This window comes from Yersinia kristensenii, assembly GCF_900460525.1.
In the GTDB taxonomy this organism is placed as follows: Bacteria; Pseudomonadota; Gammaproteobacteria; order Enterobacterales; family Enterobacteriaceae; genus Yersinia; species Yersinia kristensenii.
Genome location: NZ_UHIY01000001.1, coordinates 3,703,317 through 3,720,786, shown reverse-complemented (window position 1 = coordinate 3,720,786; position 17,470 = coordinate 3,703,317). Strand labels below are relative to the sequence as shown.

The following is a 17,470-nucleotide window of genomic DNA, read 5'->3' as shown; positions in this document are numbered from 1 at the left end:
CTAAAAAGGTGGCTTGCAGGCCACCTTTTTTAATCGGTAAATATTGGGTTCCCTTGGAATTACATTACTCAGATTCACCCGCAGGTACCGGCCAGCCACCCAGTTTTTTCCACCGATTGACCAACTCACAGAACAATTTTGCCGTTTGCATTGTATCGTACAAGGCAGAGTGCGCCTGGCTGCTATCAAATGGAATACCTGCCGTCAGGCAAGCTTTTGCCAATACGGTTTGCCCCAGAACCAGCCCGCTGAGAGCGGCGGTATCGAAAGTAGCAAAGGGATGGAACGGGTTGCGCTTCAAGCTCGCGCGTTCAGCCGCGGCCATCACAAAGCTGTGGTCAAAATGGGCATTATGCGCGACGATAATGGCGCGGTTGCAGCCTTTATCTTTCAGTCCTTTACGAACGGCTTTGAAAATGGCATGCAAAGCATCATGCTCACTGACTGCACCTCGTAATGGGTTGCTGGGGTCGATCCCATTAAATGCCAGTGCTTCCGGTTGCAGGTTGGCACCTTCGAACGGCTCCACATGAAAATGAAGCGTTTCATCAGGCAGCAGCCAGCCATCCTTGTTCATTTGCAATGTTACGGCGGCAATTTCGAGTAATGCGTCAGTTTGAGCATTAAAACCGGCGGTTTCTACATCAATTACTACTGGGTAATACCCACGAAAACGGCCACTTAGGGCGTTAAGATCACTTTTATCTGCCATCAGTTTCTTATCTTCAACGAATTCAGCACGCATTATGTCAAATTTTGGCGTGGGATGCAGGGGGATATCGCGATGAGAAAAAAGGCACCTTACCGGTGCCTTCGGGCTAATCAGTTTCCGAGGCCGTGTCCGGCACTCTTATTCTCGATTAACTCGATTTTGTAACCGTCGGGATCTTCGACAAAAGCAATAATCGTATTACCGCCTTTGACCGGGCCAGCTTCACGGGTGACTTTGCCTCCGGCATGACGAATTTGGTCGCAGGTGGCGGCAACATCATCTACACCCAGCGCCAGGTGACCAAATGCAGTCCCCATTTCGTAGCTGTCTACGCCCCAATTATAAGTCAGCTCAATCACTGAGCCTTCGCTCTCATCGCTATAGCCGACGAATGCCAACGAATATTTATACTCGGTATTTTCGCTAGTCCGCAGCAAACGCATTCCTAATACCTTGGTGTAGAAATCGATGGAACGTTGTAAGTCACCAACGCGGATCATGGTATGGAGTAAGCGCTTCATAATACCTCTTTGCAATCAACGGTTTAATATTTAAAAGTCATTATAAATCAAAACTAAGTTCCCATCATATAGGAATATTATCCTACTCACTACCTTAGCTAACCTAATTCAGTGACATCTCGGGTGACCTAATGTTGGTCATATGCAGTGTATGGAATGAAGTCCTTATGGATACCCAATCAAGGATACGCACCACGATCTATTAGAGCGTTAGAGGGGGCTGAGTAAGGCTACAATACCGAGAATTATGGTTACATGAAATACTGACTCGCTGAGCAAGGAGGAAAGGCTGGTTGGTTGTTCCATGACCAAAGTCGGGATAATAATAAACAGGGTAATCAACCCGCTTGGCGAACGCCTGAATGATGTATCTGTACAGTTCCTTTTCTTCCTGAGCCGCATTTATTTCATAGAACTGGCCGAAAATGACGGCTTTCTGGCGAAAATTCTTACTGTATTCAAGTTGATGTAGCGTTCTATCAAGCTGCTTATAAGTCACATTAATGTCTTCCAGAAGCATTATCTTATTAGAATATTTTTTTTCATATCGGGTGGAAAATAGAGATTGAACCAAGGTCAGATTACCACCATTCAAGATACCACGGCCTCCCTCAACGGCTCTGAGGTTCATGGGTTCTATTCCAGAGTATGTTACGCCGCCGCTAACTGTTTGAAATATTTCATTTATGCTGCTGTATTTACTGATCTCTTCCACTTTATTCAATTCATACATTTCTTTGTTATAGGAGGCCAGAACGCCGTGAATACTGGGCCAATTTATATCATTATTAATATAGTGATGGATGACAGTTACATCGCTGAATCCAATAAGTATTTTGGGTGAGGAAGCTGAAACTTTCTTTCTATTGGCATATAAGTACGGGTAGAGATTTAGTGCGCCAGAGCCTCCTTTGACAAACCATAAATATTTCACATTATTATCTGTTAGCGCCTTAATCAGAGTTTCTGCCCGAATTTTATCGGTGTTGACATAACCTAATGGGGTGGGGTTCTGATCAAGATAAGTTGTATCAATCGCATATCCTTCCTGGCCAAACGTTTTTCTAAGCTGAGCGATAATACTTTCATCGTATTGAGATGAGCTCGCGATGAGATAAATTTGGGTTTTTTCGGCGATATTAGCTTTCTTTTGTGCATGATGGTCTGTAATCGGGGGAGCAGGAATAGTGGCAGGTATGGTTGATGCCGCTGCTTGGGATATTACGCTCGCGAGCGCTAATAAATTAATAATAAATGAACGACTCATCAGTTCCTCCATGATTGACTGTCATCATCAATATGACACACAAAAAGTTTTTCATATTGAAGCGAGTCTTCCTAACTAACTACCACTATAGATGTCAATAAATCGTATACAAAACTCGCATTACTGCTATTTGCACCGGTTTTTCGTGATGTGGCTGGCAGTTTCCCTGTGGTGCCAAATGATGCAAAGGTCTGATTTCCTCAACAATTGGACTGAGTTGGTTCAGTTGAATGATATAGACTTATCCATTGGTTTTACCCAATAAGCATTATGACAGTTTTTTGATTTAGCACTTGGCGGTCAAAAACAAAACAGCCAGTTAGATATTTAGTCTAACTGGCTGTTATTTAATAATTTAAATTACGGGTGAATCACAGTGTTGGGTAGTCAGTATAGCCCTTGGCCCCGCCGCCGTAGAAAGTTTCGCCGTCGGGTTCATTCAGTGGTGCATTTTGTTGCAAGCGCTCAACCAAGTCTGGGTTGGAAATATAGCTGCGGCCAAAGGCAACGGCGTCAATAAATCCTTTCTCAATCAGGTTTTCGGCTTTTTCTGCGGTATAAGCACCTGCACCGACAATCACACCTTTGAAACGGGCGCGCACCGCATCGCGGAATGCATCTGAATAAGGCTTACCACCGGCCCAGTCTGGCTCGGAAATGTGCAGGAACGCAATATTGCGTTTGTTTAACTCTTCAACCAGATACAGCGCCGCTTCTTCCTGATCTTCACCATTATCCAGACCATTGAATGGCCCTAAAGGGGAAATACGAATACCAATATGTTCAGCGCCCCATTCAGCTGCAGTAGCATCAACCACTTCCAATGTCAGGCGAGTGCGGTTTTCAATGCTACCACCATATTGATCGGTACGTTGGTTTGAAGCCGGAGACATAAATTGATGCAATAAATAGCCGTGGGCTGCATGCAGTTCAATATAGTCAAACCCAGCTTCACGCGCATTGGCTGTCGCCTGACGGAAATCATTAATGATACCTGGGATTTCTTCTGTTTCCAGCGCGCGTGGAGTCGAGCAGGGAACACGAACCCAGGCCCCCGTTTCATCGCGAACCGTGGTGCGAGTGTCTGCGGCGATAGCTGAAGGCGCTACAGGGGCCTGTTGGCCCGGCTGCAAACTGTTGTGTGAAATACGGCCAACATGCCATAACTGCACGGCAATATGCCCACCGTCATCGTGAACGGCTTGGGTGATTTTTTTCCATGCATTTAACTGCTCTGGCGTGTGTAACCCCGGAGCCCCGGCATAGCCTTTCGCCTGGAAAGAAATCTGTGTCGCTTCAGTGATAATCAAACCCGCGCTGGCGCGTTGGCGATAATACTCAGCCATTAATGGCGTAGGAATATCACCTGGTTCAATACTGCGCAAGCGCGTCAGTGGGGCCATAAATACACGGTTCGGCAAAGTGAGCGCGCCAACCTTCAAAGGGGAGAACAGTTTAGCAGTCTTCATGGTGCGTCCTATATTAATAGACCAGTCGACTAGTGACTGGGTAAATCCTGAAAATAAAAAGTATAAGATTCAGGATCATTGGATTATTGGGTGGGTTGTAAAATCAGTTCGATGCTTTCTAGCGCACAGGTCAGCGGCGCAACGGATCGTTTCACCTTTGCCCGCAGTGACGCGCCCAGCCACAAGGCATAGAGCGTTTCTGCGGTGGCAGCAGGGGAAAGCGTGATACGCAAAGAGCCTTCTTCAATACCGGCTTCGATGGCATCTTGCAAACGACCAATCACGCGAGCAGTACCGATATCTAGCGCGTGGCGCATAGGTTCGGATAAATCACTCACTTCGGCTGATAGTTTAACCGCCAGACAAGCATTGTGGCATTCACTGCCACAATAGTTAGCAATCGCTTGAGCAAAATAGTGCAGTAAATGGTGGCGTTTATCACCTTGTGAACCCGTCAATAGGTTTTCCATTTCAGCATCATAGCGATCAAAATAGCGCTGTAGCATCGCCTCACCAAACACTTCCTTTGAGCGGAAATAGTGATAAAACGAACCCTTAGGGATACCCGCAGTGGTAAGTAACTGACTGAGACCCATACCATTAAAGCCGAGGCGCAGGCTGAGGCTCTCACCGATGGCTAACAGATGTTCACGGGTGTCCACATGTGTATGCTGTATTTTGTTCATGGTTAAAAGCCTAATAGACCGATCGGTCTAGGTCAAGAGAAAAATGCCAACGGCGGGGGCGCTGGCATCAAGATAGTTATCTATCGGCTATTTTTTGGCTCAATGGGTTGGCTAACCTGGCTCCGGCATTTCTGTAGTAAATCCATGCCAGATTGATATTCAGCAGTTTGAATATTCATCATCCCCAGTAGGGTATGGAAGAGATTATCTTGTGAAATTTCATCATGTTGTGCGCTATCCGATAAACACTGGCGGTTAATGCTATAGTTTTTTGTATATTCAGGAGATAACCACATCAAAAAAGGTATGTGCGTCTGCTGGCTGGGGGCGAACATATAGGGCGTTCCGTGCAAATACAGGCCATTTTCACCCAATGACTCGCCGTGATCAGAGAGATAGACCAGTGCGGTGTTAAACCTATCATGATGTTGTTGCAGCAATTTAACCGTACTATCCAGCATTGCATCAGTATAAAGAATGGAATTGTCATAGGTATTGACCAACTCTTGTGGGGTGCAATCCTGAATCTGGTTGCTATCACAGGTTGGGGCAAACTGACGGATCTCTGGTGTCGAACGGCGGTAATAAGCCGGGCCGTGACTGCCCATTTGGTGCAAAACAATCACCCCATCGCCTTGTAGCCCATTGATATAGTTATCTAACTTATAGAGCAATGCATTATCCAAACAGACGCCATTCTCACAGTCGGTGGCGAGTTGTAACTGGGTCACATCTTGATGAGGAATACGGTCACAAGCCCCTTTGCAGCCGCCGTCATTTTCGCGCCACAACACAGTTAATCCGGCGTGAGCAAGAATGTCCATCAAGCCCTGCTGGTGGCTGGCCAGTGTGGCATCATAATTTTTACGTGACATGTTTGAGAACATGCAGGGCACCGAAACTGCGGTTTCAGTCCCGCAAGATGAGGCGTTTTTGAAATAGGTAACATCTTGTTTTTTCAGGCGTGGATTGGTTTCTCGTCCGTAGCCGCCCAAAGAGAAATTCTCTGCCCGAGCCGTTTCCCCGACCACTAAAATCACCAGTGTTTTCTTTGGTTGCCCGCTAATTAAGGGGCCTTTATGGGCATCTTCACCTATTGTGACTAGCGACATATTACTGGCGAAATATTTATGTTTGGCGAACTGAAAACCGCCGCTGACAAAATTAGAGGGCGTCAACATTTTTACAATGCTTTTATTATTACGGATAAGCGAAGCGTAATCTTTATAAAACAGTGCTGCGACCAGCAGGATAATCACAGCCGAAGCCAGAATATTGGCTGCACGCAGCCCTAACATATACCACCATGGGCGCGTAACGCGAATATGTACAAAGCAGATAATTATCGCGGGAAGAATACCTAACAGCAGCAGCCAGCAAGCCATGCGTGGCGTAAAAAGGGCGGTCGCTTCCTGTGAATTGGTTTCAAAAGCATTTTGCATCATATTGGCGTCGATAACGGCACCATAACTGAACATAAAATAGTTGGCAGTGGCCCCGCCTAGCAAAAACAAAATAATGATGGGCTTACGCAGCACCGGCACGGCCAACAGGCTGAAAATGATATTGAGGGCGCAAAAAATGACCACCGGAATGGTGGCCGCAAACCAATAACTGTCACTGCTGTCAAAGTGAATAAGCGACCAGGCTTTATCAATAAACAGTGCATTCTGGAAGAGAGTAAAAAACAGTGCGGTGGCCAAAATAAAAACCAAACCGTTACACTGTAACTTATATCGAGCATTCATTGTGAAAATAAGACCCTACAGTTCACTAATTAACTGAATGCTACTGAATAAAACTTAAGATAACCTTAGTGGTTAGGGCGTTGTATTGGCGGTGATGAGAAATAGGGACTTGTCAGCAGCGGCGAAGCAGTCTTCAATTAAGGAATCAGCTTCAGGAGGCGATTTGGCTCAGCAACTTGAGTTTTTTGACATCCCCAGTCCGTGCCGCGGTATCTGCCAAACAGATGACCGTGGCTTCTGCCGTGGATGCATGCGTAGCCGGGATGAGCGCTTTAATTGGATTAAAATGAGTGACCCGCAAAAGCGAGATGTCTTGCGGCTGTGCCGTCAACGGCTATTGCGCTTGCAGCGCGCCAACAAACAGCTCGATGACCCTCTGCCAGAGCAACCTTCATTATTCTGATTCGCCATTATTTTACCTTAGGATCTACACCCTAAATCATTCGAGTTGCAGGACGGCGGCCAGTGAAAGACAAATTGGTGGTAAACCCTTTTGAACAGCGCTTACGCTGGCCCGTAGGGTGAGCCTCTGATGAGACACATCATCTCGATTCGATGAGTGGACGCGAGTTAATGATTCGGGCGAGTAAGAGCCGCCAACGCACATGCAGCTTGATGCATGGCGGATATGGCGATTTCACCACTCAGCACCAATTCATTGCTCAGGGAGGATTTAACCTTTCTGCTGGTTGTGTATGCTTATGAGCAGATAAACAAATGAGGTAGCTAATAATGGATACACGTAGCCAACTGGCTCCGCTCGGGCCTGAGTTTTCCCGCATGATTTGCGGTTATTGGCGGCTGATGGAATGGGACATGACACCGGCGCAATTGTTGACTTTTATCGAGCAACATATTGAGTTGGGCATCACAACTGCGGATCACGCTGATATTTATGGTGGTTATCAGTGCGAGCAGGCATTTGGGCAAGCACTACGCCTTAAACCTTCTTTGCGCAGCCAACTGGAATTAGTCAGTAAATGTGGCATTGCCACTACAGCTAAACCAGAACATGCTTTGGGGCATTACATTACTGATCGTTCTCATATTATTGCAAGTGCAGAACAATCTTTGACGCATCTGCATACAGACTATCTTGATTTATTGCTGATTCATCGTCCTGATCCATTGATGGATGCTGATGAAGTTGCTGAGGCATTCACTCAATTACACCAAAGCGGCAAAGTAAAACATTTTGGTGTTTCGAACTTTTCACCGGCACAATTCAGCTTACTGCAATCACGGCTGCCATTCTCCTTGGTCACAAATCAGGTAGAGATTTCACCGCTGCATCAGCCAGCGATTGTGGACGGAACACTTGATGCTTGCCAACAGTTGCGTATTAAGCCAATGGCATGGTCTTGCTTGGGCGGTGGTCGGGTGTTTAGTGACCCCGAATTCCAAACATTGCGTAATGAATTACAGACAGTAGCAGACGAAATAGGCGCTGAAAGTATTGAGCAAGTGGTTTATGCTTGGGTGCTGCGTTTGCCTTCTGCGCCATTACCGATTATTGGTTCGGGCAAGATAGAGCGGGTTAAATCCGCATGGGCGTCACTCTCTCTCACGATGACACGCCAGCAGTGGTTCCGTATTCGCCGTGCTGCGCTGGGCTATGACGTGCCTTAAGGTGATTCTCTGCGCCAGCGAGCCTCAGGCTGGCGCAACTTTATCTTTCTCGCCAGCACCATTTTCCTCGCCCGGCACGGCCAACTGAAGTTGGGTCAGTGAGCAATACAATCGCCAGATAAGCCCGGCCAACTCTCGGCCAGAGGCATCCGGATATTGCCCTAAAATTTCACTCATACGCAGTAATTCTTGCAATGTCGCTTGTAGCGAACTCGGCTGAATACCTTTCTCTGTCATACAGCCTTTCAGGCAATGAATACACCCATCCCGCACAGCGGATAACGGGGCGGAGGTAGTTTGCCAATCACGTAACTGCCAGACCACATGGCTGCAATTGAGCAGCACCATACCCCAACGGAGCAACCACAGGCGCGCTGGCTGATCTTTGCTGAGATTGAGCTGATTAATGCGGTGATATATCAGTGATTCAAATTGATTTTGACTTTGTTGCGGATGGCTGCTGAGTTGGTCGATAAAATCACGTCGCAACATACGAATAATTCGCCGACTTTTTCGTTTATCGGAGCTAGGGCGGAGTAGCTGAAATGCCACTCCCGCCAGCATAACGCCAACTAATTTCCCAATGTTATCATTCAGAAATTCTTGATAATCATAGCTGGGTGGGTTGGTCACACTCAAGAATGACCCCATAAAAACAATCAATTGCCCCCACAGAGCGGCATAAGGCGGATGCTGAAGCTTCATCATTTGCATGGTGATTAAAATCGGAAATAGCAGCACGGCAAATTGCCAAAAATCATCAATTTGTATCATTACGCCAAATTTCAGAATAAAGCAGCTGATGGAGAGCAAAACAATGGCTTTCAGTAGTGTAGCAATGCTGTCAGTGGGGGACGGGGTAGCAGAGTAGAGTACGCAACTTACCGCTGCTAATGCTAGCGCGGCACTGCCCGAACTCCATTGAGTTTGTATCCAGAATGCACAGCCGATAACAATGCAAGCAAAGGTTCTCAGGCCATTATAGGCGGCCTCATAGGTGTCGGTATGGCGAGCCAGTGAGGTCACCGGTGGCGGTAATAACATGCCGGCTTCAGGTTCTTTATCCAGTTGTGCCAGCCAGTGATTGACTTGTAAATAGAGCCAACAAAAATGCCGTAATCTTAACCAAAAGGCCCGATGGCGATAATCAAACTCATCATGGGGAGCAATGTGTTGCAGGATCTTGGCTATCTGGTATTTATCACAGCCCGGTTGCTGCAACGCCGCGAGCAATTGCGCGAGAACGGCGGGCAGGTTCTCTGGTGGAGACGGCCAGTTAACCAACATGCGGCGTAAACTGGTAATCACGCTGGTGATGCGTAGCTGGCGATGCAGAATAAAATTCAATACATTATTTTGTCGCCGCAAACGGTAATGGCTCCAAAATGCCTGAATACGCAGCAGATTCATGGTGAGAATCTGCCCAATCACGCCCTCATGTGAGGTGCGGATCTGTGGTGTTTGTTCGGTTTGCCACAATAATTCCGCGTGTTCCAGCAAGCGGGATTGCATCCGGCGTAATGATGTCAGCAGTGCTTCGCCGTCTGAAGTGCTGGGTAGTAGCATCATCATCAGACCGCCGCAGAGAATGCCGGTAATCACCTCACAGACTCGAGCTTGGGCAATATCAAAAATTTGCTGTGTGTCAGTGGTATTGACGGTAGAAAAAGCGATGATTGCGGTGGTATAGCCAGCTAAAGCAAAAGCATAGGAAACATTATTCTGGTAATGATTTGAAACAAAAGTACACAGGCCAATCCAGGCGGCAATGACAAAAGTAAACAGCCAGGGGTCATTCAGGCAATGACCGGCAATGATTAAGGATGCCGCAGCACCAATCAGGCTGCCGATAACCCGCCCAATACTCTTACTGATGACCCCCCCGATGGTTGGGAAACTGACCACTGCCGCGGAGGTCATCGCCCAGTAGGGCTCATCTAAATTCAGCGTAAATGCAATCCACAGGGATAGACACATCGCCAGCGAATTACGCAGCGCGTAACGCCACTGACCTGCATTAGCCTTACCCCAAGGCGTTTGTTGCCATGAGGGGAGTGTGAGGCGCATGGCTTAATCCACCAGCGAAATGGTACAGGTGGTGCCAGCAATCAATGCGACATCTGCTGGGACATCCAACAATTTAATCCTCACCGGGACCCGCTGCGCCAGACGTACCCAAGGCACATTCGGTTTCACATCAACCAATAAATTACCACCGGTATCGACACTTTGGTCGTAAATGGCGCGACCAATACTTTCCACCACGCCCTGTAAAGGAATATTGCCATTATACAAAACAATCTTGGCTTTATTACCTTCTCTAATGTGTCTTAGCTTGGTTTCTTCGAAATAGCCCATCACATAGAATGAATCAGTATCGATTAGCGCGACTAATGGAGTCCCGGTGGTGGCATAATCACCAACGCGGCTTTGCAAGTTAGTAATGTAGCCGCTGGTTGGGGCATAAATGTTGGTTTTACTGAGGTTCCACTTCGCTTGCTCGAGGTTTGCCAGTGCGCCCTGATAGGCCGCTTTCATGCTGTCTGCCGTTAAGTTGGCGATATCAAGATCCTCACCTGAGATGATATTTTTAGGTAAGTTTCGGCGACGTTCAGCTTCATGATTGGCTTTAGCTAATTCAGCCTGAGCGCGCACTACAGCCGCTTGAGCATTATCCAGGGCCAACTGATAGGGTTGTGGGTCAATGACAAATAATAAGCTATCCACGCTTACCAACTGGTTATCATGAACTAATATTTTAACCAATCGGCCAGAGACTTCTGGTGTGATACTGACTAATTCTGCCCGGACTTTACCATCGCGAGTCCAGGGAGATTGCATATAATAATTCCACATCCACCAACCGGCACAGAGTGCGAGGGCGAACACGATGACCGAAGAGAAATATTTAAGAGACGGATGATTCATATCAATTTACCAACTGGCTAATATCCATAAAGAAACACTGACCGCAATGACAAAAATGGATAGATCCATTAATATTGGATGCCAGATGTCACCAGAGTAGATCCAATTCCGCAGCACATGATGGATCAATAGCCATAGCACCAAACCGAGTATAACCGCCTTGAATATTGGCGGGAAATAGATAGATGCACCTAATACCAAGTCGGATAGGGGTGCCTTTGCGGATAATATTGATACATACATAAGGTTAATCCTTAAGGGGTAATTTAAGGGAATTCATAAATATTTTTAAAGGATTTCCCGTATTTATTGCTATTCTCCTAGCATCGACGGTATATATACATTTGTGTTTTTAATGTTAATTACTCAAAATAGACTGGACTCTGGTAGTTATGCTAGCACGCTAAATAAAAGGAGGGGCAATTGGAATCGACATTAGGATCTGATTTAGCACGATTAGTTCGCGTTTGGCGCGCACTGATTGACCATCGGTTAAAGCCGTTGGAACTGACCCAAACGCATTGGGTTACCTTGCATAACATTAATCGTTTACCACCTGAGCAATCACAGATTCAACTGGCAAAAGCGATTGGTATCGAACAACCATCATTAGTTAGAACCTTAGATCAACTGGAGGAGAAAGGTCTAATCACACGCCATACCTGTGCAAATGATCGGCGTGCAAAGAGGATAAAACTGACGGAACAGTCTTCACCGATAATAGAGCAGGTTGATGGAGTCATATGTTCCACCCGCAAAGAAATTCTCGGGGGGATCTCAGCAGATGAAGTTGAAGTATTATCTGGCTTAATTGATAAGCTCGAGAAAAACATTATTCAATTACAAAGTAAGTAAAATAAAGCTTTACGACTCTATTCACAGCAGAAATAAATTTTTAGCAGTAAAAATAAGCCAGAGATCATTATGATCTCTGGCTTTTAGTGATGACATCATTAGTGCGTTGTTATTGATGTACTGTTATTTATTGATGAATATGCCGGATAAGCAATTAACGTGGGCTCACCGTGACGGTGCTGCCGCTGCTAGCAAGCATCACGCGCTGACCGACGCTAAAGCGGGTCGGGCCTTGTTTCTGAACAACCAGAATGGTTGTGCCATCATCTTTGCGCACTTCAAGTTGCACGCCGTCAGTACGGTTCATTGCACCCTGAACACCTTGGCCTGCCATACCACCAGCAACTGCGCCTGCTGCCGTTGCCAGGCTACGTCCAGTACCGCCACCAACAGTATTCCCCAGGAAACCACCCAGAACAGCACCACCGATAGCGCCCATAACATTGTTGTCATCGCCACCTTGGATCGTGACCGGACGAACTGAAAGCAATGTACCGTAAGTCACCGTTTGTACTTGTTTGGCTTGTGATGCACTAAAAACGTCACCAGACAAGGTGTTGTTGTTGGCACAACCGGTTAGAGTTACCGCAGCAATAGCGATGGCGATTAATGGCTTGATCATAAAAACTCCTATTAAAATGCATAACCGTATTACGGTTCAGTATGTCTGGTATATCCAAATCCAGTCCATTGACGGCCTAGTATTTGCATAAAGTATGGCTTACCCAAATATTTATTTCACTACTTAACTTATTTTTGATAGTCGGTTAATTTTTCGATCACATCAATGGCTCCGCAGCTTAGCGGGTGATAGCTCAACCAATATTAAACAGCAGTTTAACTTTCTGAAAGTCAGAAATGTCATGCTGTAAACGAAAATATCAGCATCAATAACTTTTATGTGACCCTTCCTACAAATAAAAAACCTTCTTTAAGGTATGCCCCTATGGCGGTATACACTTAAAAAAGTATATCTTTTCATGGTGTTAATTTTATTATTCTGACTTAGCCGGTCAAAGTCTTGTTACTATTTTGTCCCTCAATGGGAAATAAGGTCATTGCTATGAAATCAGGCCGTTTTATTGGAGTCATGTCAGGAACCAGTCTGGATGGTGTTGACGTCGTGCTGGCCGCCATTGATGAGCGTATGGTGGCTCAGCAGGCCAGTTATTGCCACCCGATGCCGCTACAGTTGAAGAAAGACATTCTTGGCATGTGCCAAGGGCAGTCAACCACACTATCAGCCGTGGGGAAGCTCGATGCCCAATTGGGGATATTATTTGCCGAAGCCGTGCTGGCGCTATTGGCCCAAGAGGGGTTGACGGGGCAAGATATCACCGCCATTGGTTGTCACGGGCAAACAGTATGGCATGAGCCGCTGGGAGAGCCGGCCTTTACCCTGCAATTAGGTGATAACAATCGCATTGCTGCCATGACAAAAATTGCCACTGTCGGGGATTTTCGTCGCCGGGATATGGCCTATGGCGGGCAGGGCGCACCTCTGGTTCCGGCCTTCCACCATGCATTATTAGCCCATGCCACTGAGCGGCGGATGGTGTTGAACATTGGCGGTATTGCGAATTTATCCCTGCTATTACCGGATTCGCCGGTGCGCGGTTTTGATACTGGGCCAGGGAATATGCTGATGGATAGCTGGATTTGGCGCAACCGCTCCTTACCTTATGACAAAGACGCCGCTTGGGCCCTATCCGGGCGGGTTAATCAACCACTCCTGAAGCTGATGTTCAGTGACCCCTACTTTGCCAAACCCGCGCCGAAAAGTACCGGGCGCGAATATTTCAATGCGGGATGGCTGGATAAGCAGTTGACTAAAATTCCGGGCATAAAACCTGAGGATATTCAGGCGACATTAGCAGAGCTAACCGCGCTCTCTATTGCTGAGCAAGTGCAGTTAGCCGGAGGTTGTGAGCGATTATTGGTCTGCGGGGGCGGTGCGCGCAACCCATTAGTGATGTCGCGGATGTCAACCTTGCTGCCGGGTACCGAAGTGTGTGTCACTGATGATTTTGGCGTCAGTGGCGATGATATGGAAGCATTGGCATTCGCCTGGCTGGCATTTAGAACCTTGTCCGGTAAACCGGGTAACTTACCCTCAGTGACCGGAGCCAGTTGTGAGACCATTTTAGGAGCAGTCTATCCTGTATCGTCACGATGATGGTGCTAAGCTGCCATAGAGTACGGTGGCTTATTCACGCAATAAGGACGGCAAAATGAAATATTTATTGGGCGCGACAACGCTATTGGGTGCAGTAGCCGTTTTGATACTGGCAGGGTGCAGTGTGGTGCAACCGAAGAGCGAAACTTTGCATTACCAATGTGGCACCACCCAACTGCAAGTGATGCAGGACAATAAGCAAGATAAAGTCAGTTTGGTGTTAGATGGTAAACAACTGGTCTTGCCACAAGTACGCGCGGCGTCGGGGGCCAAATACAGTGATGGCCGCTATACTTTTTGGTCAAAAGGGAATACGGCTTTTGTTGAGCGTGACGAAAAAATTATTATCAATGACTGTATGTTGATAAAATAAATACTTTGATCAAGTAATCAGGCTGTTGCTGGCTCAGGGTGATTGTGATTCTGCTGCTGCAAGGGCAGAATGATAATCACTGCTTTCCTGTACATGACCGAGCTTACATGACTGACAAGAATGAATTTGATGTGGCTGACTTGCGCCGTGAATATATTCGTGGCGGTCTCCGCCGTAGCGATTTAACTGAAAATCCATTGGAGTTGTTTGAGCATTGGCTCAAACAGGCCTGTGATGCGCGCTTGCCTGATCCAACAGCCATGTGTGTGGCAACTGTTGATGCCAACGGCCAGCCCTATCAGCGCATTGTGTTGCTAAAGCATTATGATGATCAAGGCTTGGTGTTCTATACCAATTTAGGCAGTCGCAAAGCGCAGCAATTGGCTGAAAATCCGCATATCAGCTTATTATTTCCTTGGCATATGCTCGACCGACAAGTCATTTTCCTTGGTAAAGCAGAACGCCTTTCCACCCTCGAAGTGCTGAAATATTTCCGTTCTCGTCCGAAAGATAGCCAGATTGGTGCTTGGGTATCCCAGCAATCCTCACGAATTTCAGCCCGAGGGGTGCTGGAAAGTAAATTTCTCGAGCTCAAGCAAAAATTCCAACAAGGTGATGTGCCGCTGCCCAGTTTTTGGGGTGGCTTCCGCGTTAAATTCGACTCTGTCGAGTTCTGGCAAGGAGGCGAACACCGGTTGCATGACCGTTTTATCTATCAACGAGATGCAAATGCATGGGAAATTGACCGTTTAGCACCCTGAGAGTGATGAAATCCTAGCGCTTGTGCTGCGAGCGCTTTATTCTATACCCTTCCTTGAATACCCTTCGTAAAAGACAAATTTTTGTAAAAAACAATGGAGTCGTTGATGACCAGCAGCAACCTGATTAAACAATTGCAAGAGCGGGGCCTCGTTGCCCAGGTTACGGATGAAAACGCGTTAGCAGAGAGACTGGCGCAAGGGCCAATTTCACTGTATTGCGGGTTCGATCCGACCGCAGACAGCTTGCATTTGGGTCATCTGGTTCCGTTGTTATGCTTAAAGCGTTTCCAACTGGCAGGACACCGCCCGGTCGCTTTAGTCGGTGGTGCTACCGGTATGATAGGTGACCCCAGCTTCAAAGCTAGCGAACGTAAACTGAATACTGAAGATACGGTGAATGAGTGGGTGGAGAAAATTCGCCGACAAGTGTCGCCATTCCTGGATTTTAATTGTGGTGAAAACAGCGCTATTGCAGCGAACAATTACGATTGGTTCGGCGGCATGAATGTGCTGACTTTCCTGCGCGATATCGGCAAACACTTCTCGGTTAATCAGATGATTAATAAAGAAGCCGTCAAACAGCGCTTGAATCGCGACGACAGTGGTATCTCATTTACTGAGTTTTCCTACAACTTGCTGCAAGCCTATGATTTTGCTTGTCTGAATAAAGCACACGGGGTGGCGCTGCAAATTGGCGGCTCTGACCAATGGGGTAACATTACCTCGGGGATTGATTTGACTCGCCGCCTTCACCAGCAGCAGGTTTATGGGTTGACCGTCCCATTGATCACCAAAGCAGATGGCACCAAGTTCGGTAAAACGGAAGGTGGTGCAGTATGGCTTGATCCGAAGAAAACCAGCCCTTACAAATTCTACCAATTCTGGATCAATACCGCAGATGCTGATGTTTATCGCTTCCTGAAATTCTTTACTTTCATGAGTTTGGCAGAGATTAACGCACTGGAAGAAGAAGATAAAAACAGCGGTAAAGCACCGCGTGCTCAGTACGTGTTGGCCGAAAATGTCACGGGTATGGTGCATGGCGAAGAGGGGCTGGCGGCAGCTAAACGTATCACCGCCAGCTTGTTCTCCGGTGATTTAAACCAGATGACAGAAGCTGACTTTGCTCAGTTGGCGCAAGATGGTATGCCGACCATTGAACTGACCCGTGATGCAGATTTGCAGCAAGCGTTGGTCAATGCGGAGTTGGTGCCTTCCCGTGGTCAAGCTCGTACCATGATTAGCTCTAATGCTGTGGCTATCAATGGTGAGAAGTTATCCGATCCGGAATACATTTTCACGGATGCTGATCGTCTCTTTGGGCGCTACACCTTATTGCGCCGTGGCAAAAAACATTATTGCCTGATTAGCTGGCTGTAAGAGTAAAAGAAAATAAGGGGCAAGTTTGCCCCTTATTTTTTTGCTGATGGTTTATTCACTTTAGGCCGTACCAATGAAAAATATACTTTCAATTCAGTCCCATGTTGTTTTTGGCCATGCTGGTAATAGTGCGGCTGAGTTTCCTATGCGCCGGATGGGTGTTAATGTCTGGCCGCTGAATACTGTCCAATTTTCGAATCATACTCAATATGGTCACTGGACGGGATGTGTCATGCCAGCCAGCCATCTGACTGAAATTGTTCAAGGTATTGCCGATATTGGCAGACTGAAAGAGTGTGATGCTGTATTGAGTGGTTATATAGGTTCACCGGAACAAGGCGGCCATATTTTGGCGGCCGTCGCGCGCGTCAAACAGGCCAACCCTAATGCCTGGTATTTTTGTGACCCGGTCATGGGGCACCCTGAAAAAGGCTGTATCGTTGCGCCGGGTGTGGCAGAGTTTTTCTGCAAAGAAGCATTACCCGCCAGTGACATTATTGCGCCTAATCTGCTCGAATTGGAGCAACTCAGTGGTGTGCGAGTCGAAAATGTTGAACAAGCCGTCAAGGTTGCTCGTGACCTTTGTGCTAAAGGGCCGAGAGTTGTTTTAGTCAAGCACTTGAGCCGCGCCGGTTATCATCTGGACTGTTTTGAAATGTTATTAGTGACCGCTGACGATGCCTGGCACATTAGCCGCCCGCTGGTGGATTTTGGTGCACGCCAGCCCGTGGGTGTGGGGGATTTGACGAGTGGATTATTGCTGGTCAATCTGCTCAAAGGCGAACCCTTGGATAAAGCGCTCGAGCATGTGACTGCCGCCGTCTATGAAGTAATGCTGAAAACTCAGGAGATGGGGGAGTATGAACTTCAGGTGGTTGCAGCGCAGGATGCCATTGTGCATCCTGGCCACCAATTCAGTGCGACGAAATTATAGTTTGCTGCACAGTGCCCCTTAATCTGGGGCA

18 protein-coding genes are annotated in these 17,470 nt (G+C 47.1%); 8 read left to right on the top strand and 10 right to left on the bottom strand.

The window, feature by feature from the left end:
• Window positions 1-64 precede the first annotated feature (64 nt).
• The 6 genes from rnt to eptA form a co-directional block, all read right to left on the bottom strand.
• Window positions 65-712: a ribonuclease T gene (gene rnt, locus DX162_RS17030; RefSeq protein WP_072076379.1), complete on the bottom strand. Its 648-nt coding sequence runs from the start codon at window positions 710-712 to the stop codon at window positions 65-67.
• A gap of 110 nt (window positions 713-822) precedes the next feature.
• Complete coding sequence (gene gloA, locus DX162_RS17025) at window positions 823-1,233, bottom strand: lactoylglutathione lyase (RefSeq protein WP_004390187.1); 411 nt, start codon at window positions 1,231-1,233, stop codon at window positions 823-825.
• 202 nt (window positions 1,234-1,435) lie between these two features.
• Entirely contained in the window at window positions 1,436-2,500 is a 1,065-nt protein-coding gene (locus DX162_RS17020) for an LD-carboxypeptidase (RefSeq protein WP_211206593.1), read from the bottom strand.
• A gap of 371 nt (window positions 2,501-2,871) precedes the next feature.
• On the bottom strand, window positions 2,872-3,969 hold the full coding sequence (nemA, locus tag DX162_RS17015) for an alkene reductase (protein WP_032819679.1): 1,098 nt from the start codon (window positions 3,967-3,969) through the stop codon (window positions 2,872-2,874).
• A gap of 83 nt (window positions 3,970-4,052) precedes the next feature.
• A complete protein-coding gene (locus DX162_RS17010; RefSeq protein WP_032819682.1) occupies window positions 4,053-4,655 on the bottom strand; it encodes a TetR/AcrR family transcriptional regulator in 603 nt (200 codons plus the stop codon).
• Between the two features lie 80 nt (window positions 4,656-4,735).
• Window positions 4,736-6,403 carry a phosphoethanolamine transferase EptA gene (eptA, locus tag DX162_RS17005; RefSeq protein WP_032819684.1) on the bottom strand — a complete coding sequence of 556 codons (1,668 nt, stop codon included), beginning with the start codon at window positions 6,401-6,403 and terminating at the stop codon, window positions 4,736-4,738.
• A 163-nt stretch (window positions 6,404-6,566) separates the two neighbouring features.
• On the opposite strand from eptA, the gene DX162_RS17000 reads away from it, so the two are divergent.
• Both DX162_RS17000 and DX162_RS16995 read left to right on the top strand, forming a co-directional pair.
• On the top strand, window positions 6,567-6,806 hold the full coding sequence (locus tag DX162_RS17000) for a DUF1289 domain-containing protein (RefSeq protein WP_032819687.1): 240 nt from the start codon (window positions 6,567-6,569) through the stop codon (window positions 6,804-6,806).
• A gap of 329 nt (window positions 6,807-7,135) precedes the next feature.
• On the top strand, window positions 7,136-8,032 hold the full coding sequence (locus DX162_RS16995; RefSeq protein WP_004390194.1) for an aldo/keto reductase: 897 nt from the start codon (window positions 7,136-7,138) through the stop codon (window positions 8,030-8,032).
• 24 nt (window positions 8,033-8,056) lie between these two features.
• Here the strand turns inward: DX162_RS16995 and DX162_RS16990 are convergent, their stop codons facing one another.
• The 3 genes from DX162_RS16990 to DX162_RS16980 are packed head-to-tail and all read right to left on the bottom strand — an operon-like array spanning window position 8,057 to window position 11,203.
• Entirely contained in the window at window positions 8,057-10,099 is a 2,043-nt protein-coding gene (locus tag DX162_RS16990; protein WP_004390195.1) for an FUSC family protein, read from the bottom strand.
• Between the two features lie 3 nt (window positions 10,100-10,102).
• The gene (locus DX162_RS16985) at window positions 10,103-10,960 is read right to left on the bottom strand and encodes an efflux RND transporter periplasmic adaptor subunit (protein ID WP_004390196.1); all 858 of its coding nucleotides are present in this window, start codon (window positions 10,958-10,960) and stop codon (window positions 10,103-10,105) included.
• A gap of 6 nt (window positions 10,961-10,966) precedes the next feature.
• Window positions 10,967-11,203, bottom strand: coding sequence for a DUF1656 domain-containing protein (locus tag DX162_RS16980; RefSeq protein ID WP_032819688.1), 237 nt, complete (start codon window positions 11,201-11,203; stop codon window positions 10,967-10,969).
• Between the two features lie 180 nt (window positions 11,204-11,383).
• Between DX162_RS16980 and rovA the strand changes: the two genes are divergently transcribed.
• Window positions 11,384-11,815, top strand: a complete 432-nt coding sequence (rovA, locus tag DX162_RS16975; protein ID WP_004390198.1) for a virulence master transcriptional regulator RovA — start codon at window positions 11,384-11,386, stop codon at window positions 11,813-11,815.
• A gap of 154 nt (window positions 11,816-11,969) precedes the next feature.
• Here the strand turns inward: rovA and DX162_RS16970 are convergent, their stop codons facing one another.
• Window positions 11,970-12,437 carry an outer membrane lipoprotein gene (locus DX162_RS16970; protein WP_004390199.1) on the bottom strand — a complete coding sequence of 156 codons (468 nt, stop codon included), beginning with the start codon at window positions 12,435-12,437 and terminating at the stop codon, window positions 11,970-11,972.
• Window positions 12,438-12,878: 441 nt separating this feature from the next.
• Between DX162_RS16970 and anmK the strand changes: the two genes are divergently transcribed.
• The 5 genes from anmK (at window position 12,879) to pdxY (ending at window position 17,439) form a co-directional block, all read left to right on the top strand.
• A complete protein-coding gene (gene anmK / locus DX162_RS16965) occupies window positions 12,879-13,991 on the top strand; it encodes an anhydro-N-acetylmuramic acid kinase (RefSeq protein ID WP_032819691.1) in 1,113 nt (370 codons plus the stop codon).
• A gap of 55 nt (window positions 13,992-14,046) precedes the next feature.
• Complete coding sequence (locus DX162_RS16960) at window positions 14,047-14,364, top strand: MliC family protein (RefSeq protein WP_032819692.1); 318 nt, start codon at window positions 14,047-14,049, stop codon at window positions 14,362-14,364.
• A gap of 107 nt (window positions 14,365-14,471) precedes the next feature.
• Entirely contained in the window at window positions 14,472-15,125 is a 654-nt protein-coding gene (gene pdxH, locus DX162_RS16955; protein WP_032819760.1) for a pyridoxamine 5'-phosphate oxidase, read from the top strand.
• Between the two features lie 105 nt (window positions 15,126-15,230).
• Entirely contained in the window at window positions 15,231-16,505 is a 1,275-nt protein-coding gene (gene tyrS / locus DX162_RS16950) for a tyrosine--tRNA ligase (RefSeq protein WP_032819694.1), read from the top strand.
• 73 nt (window positions 16,506-16,578) lie between these two features.
• A complete protein-coding gene (pdxY, locus tag DX162_RS16945) occupies window positions 16,579-17,439 on the top strand; it encodes a pyridoxal kinase PdxY (protein WP_004390206.1) in 861 nt (286 codons plus the stop codon).
• Window positions 17,440-17,470 lie beyond the last annotated feature (31 nt).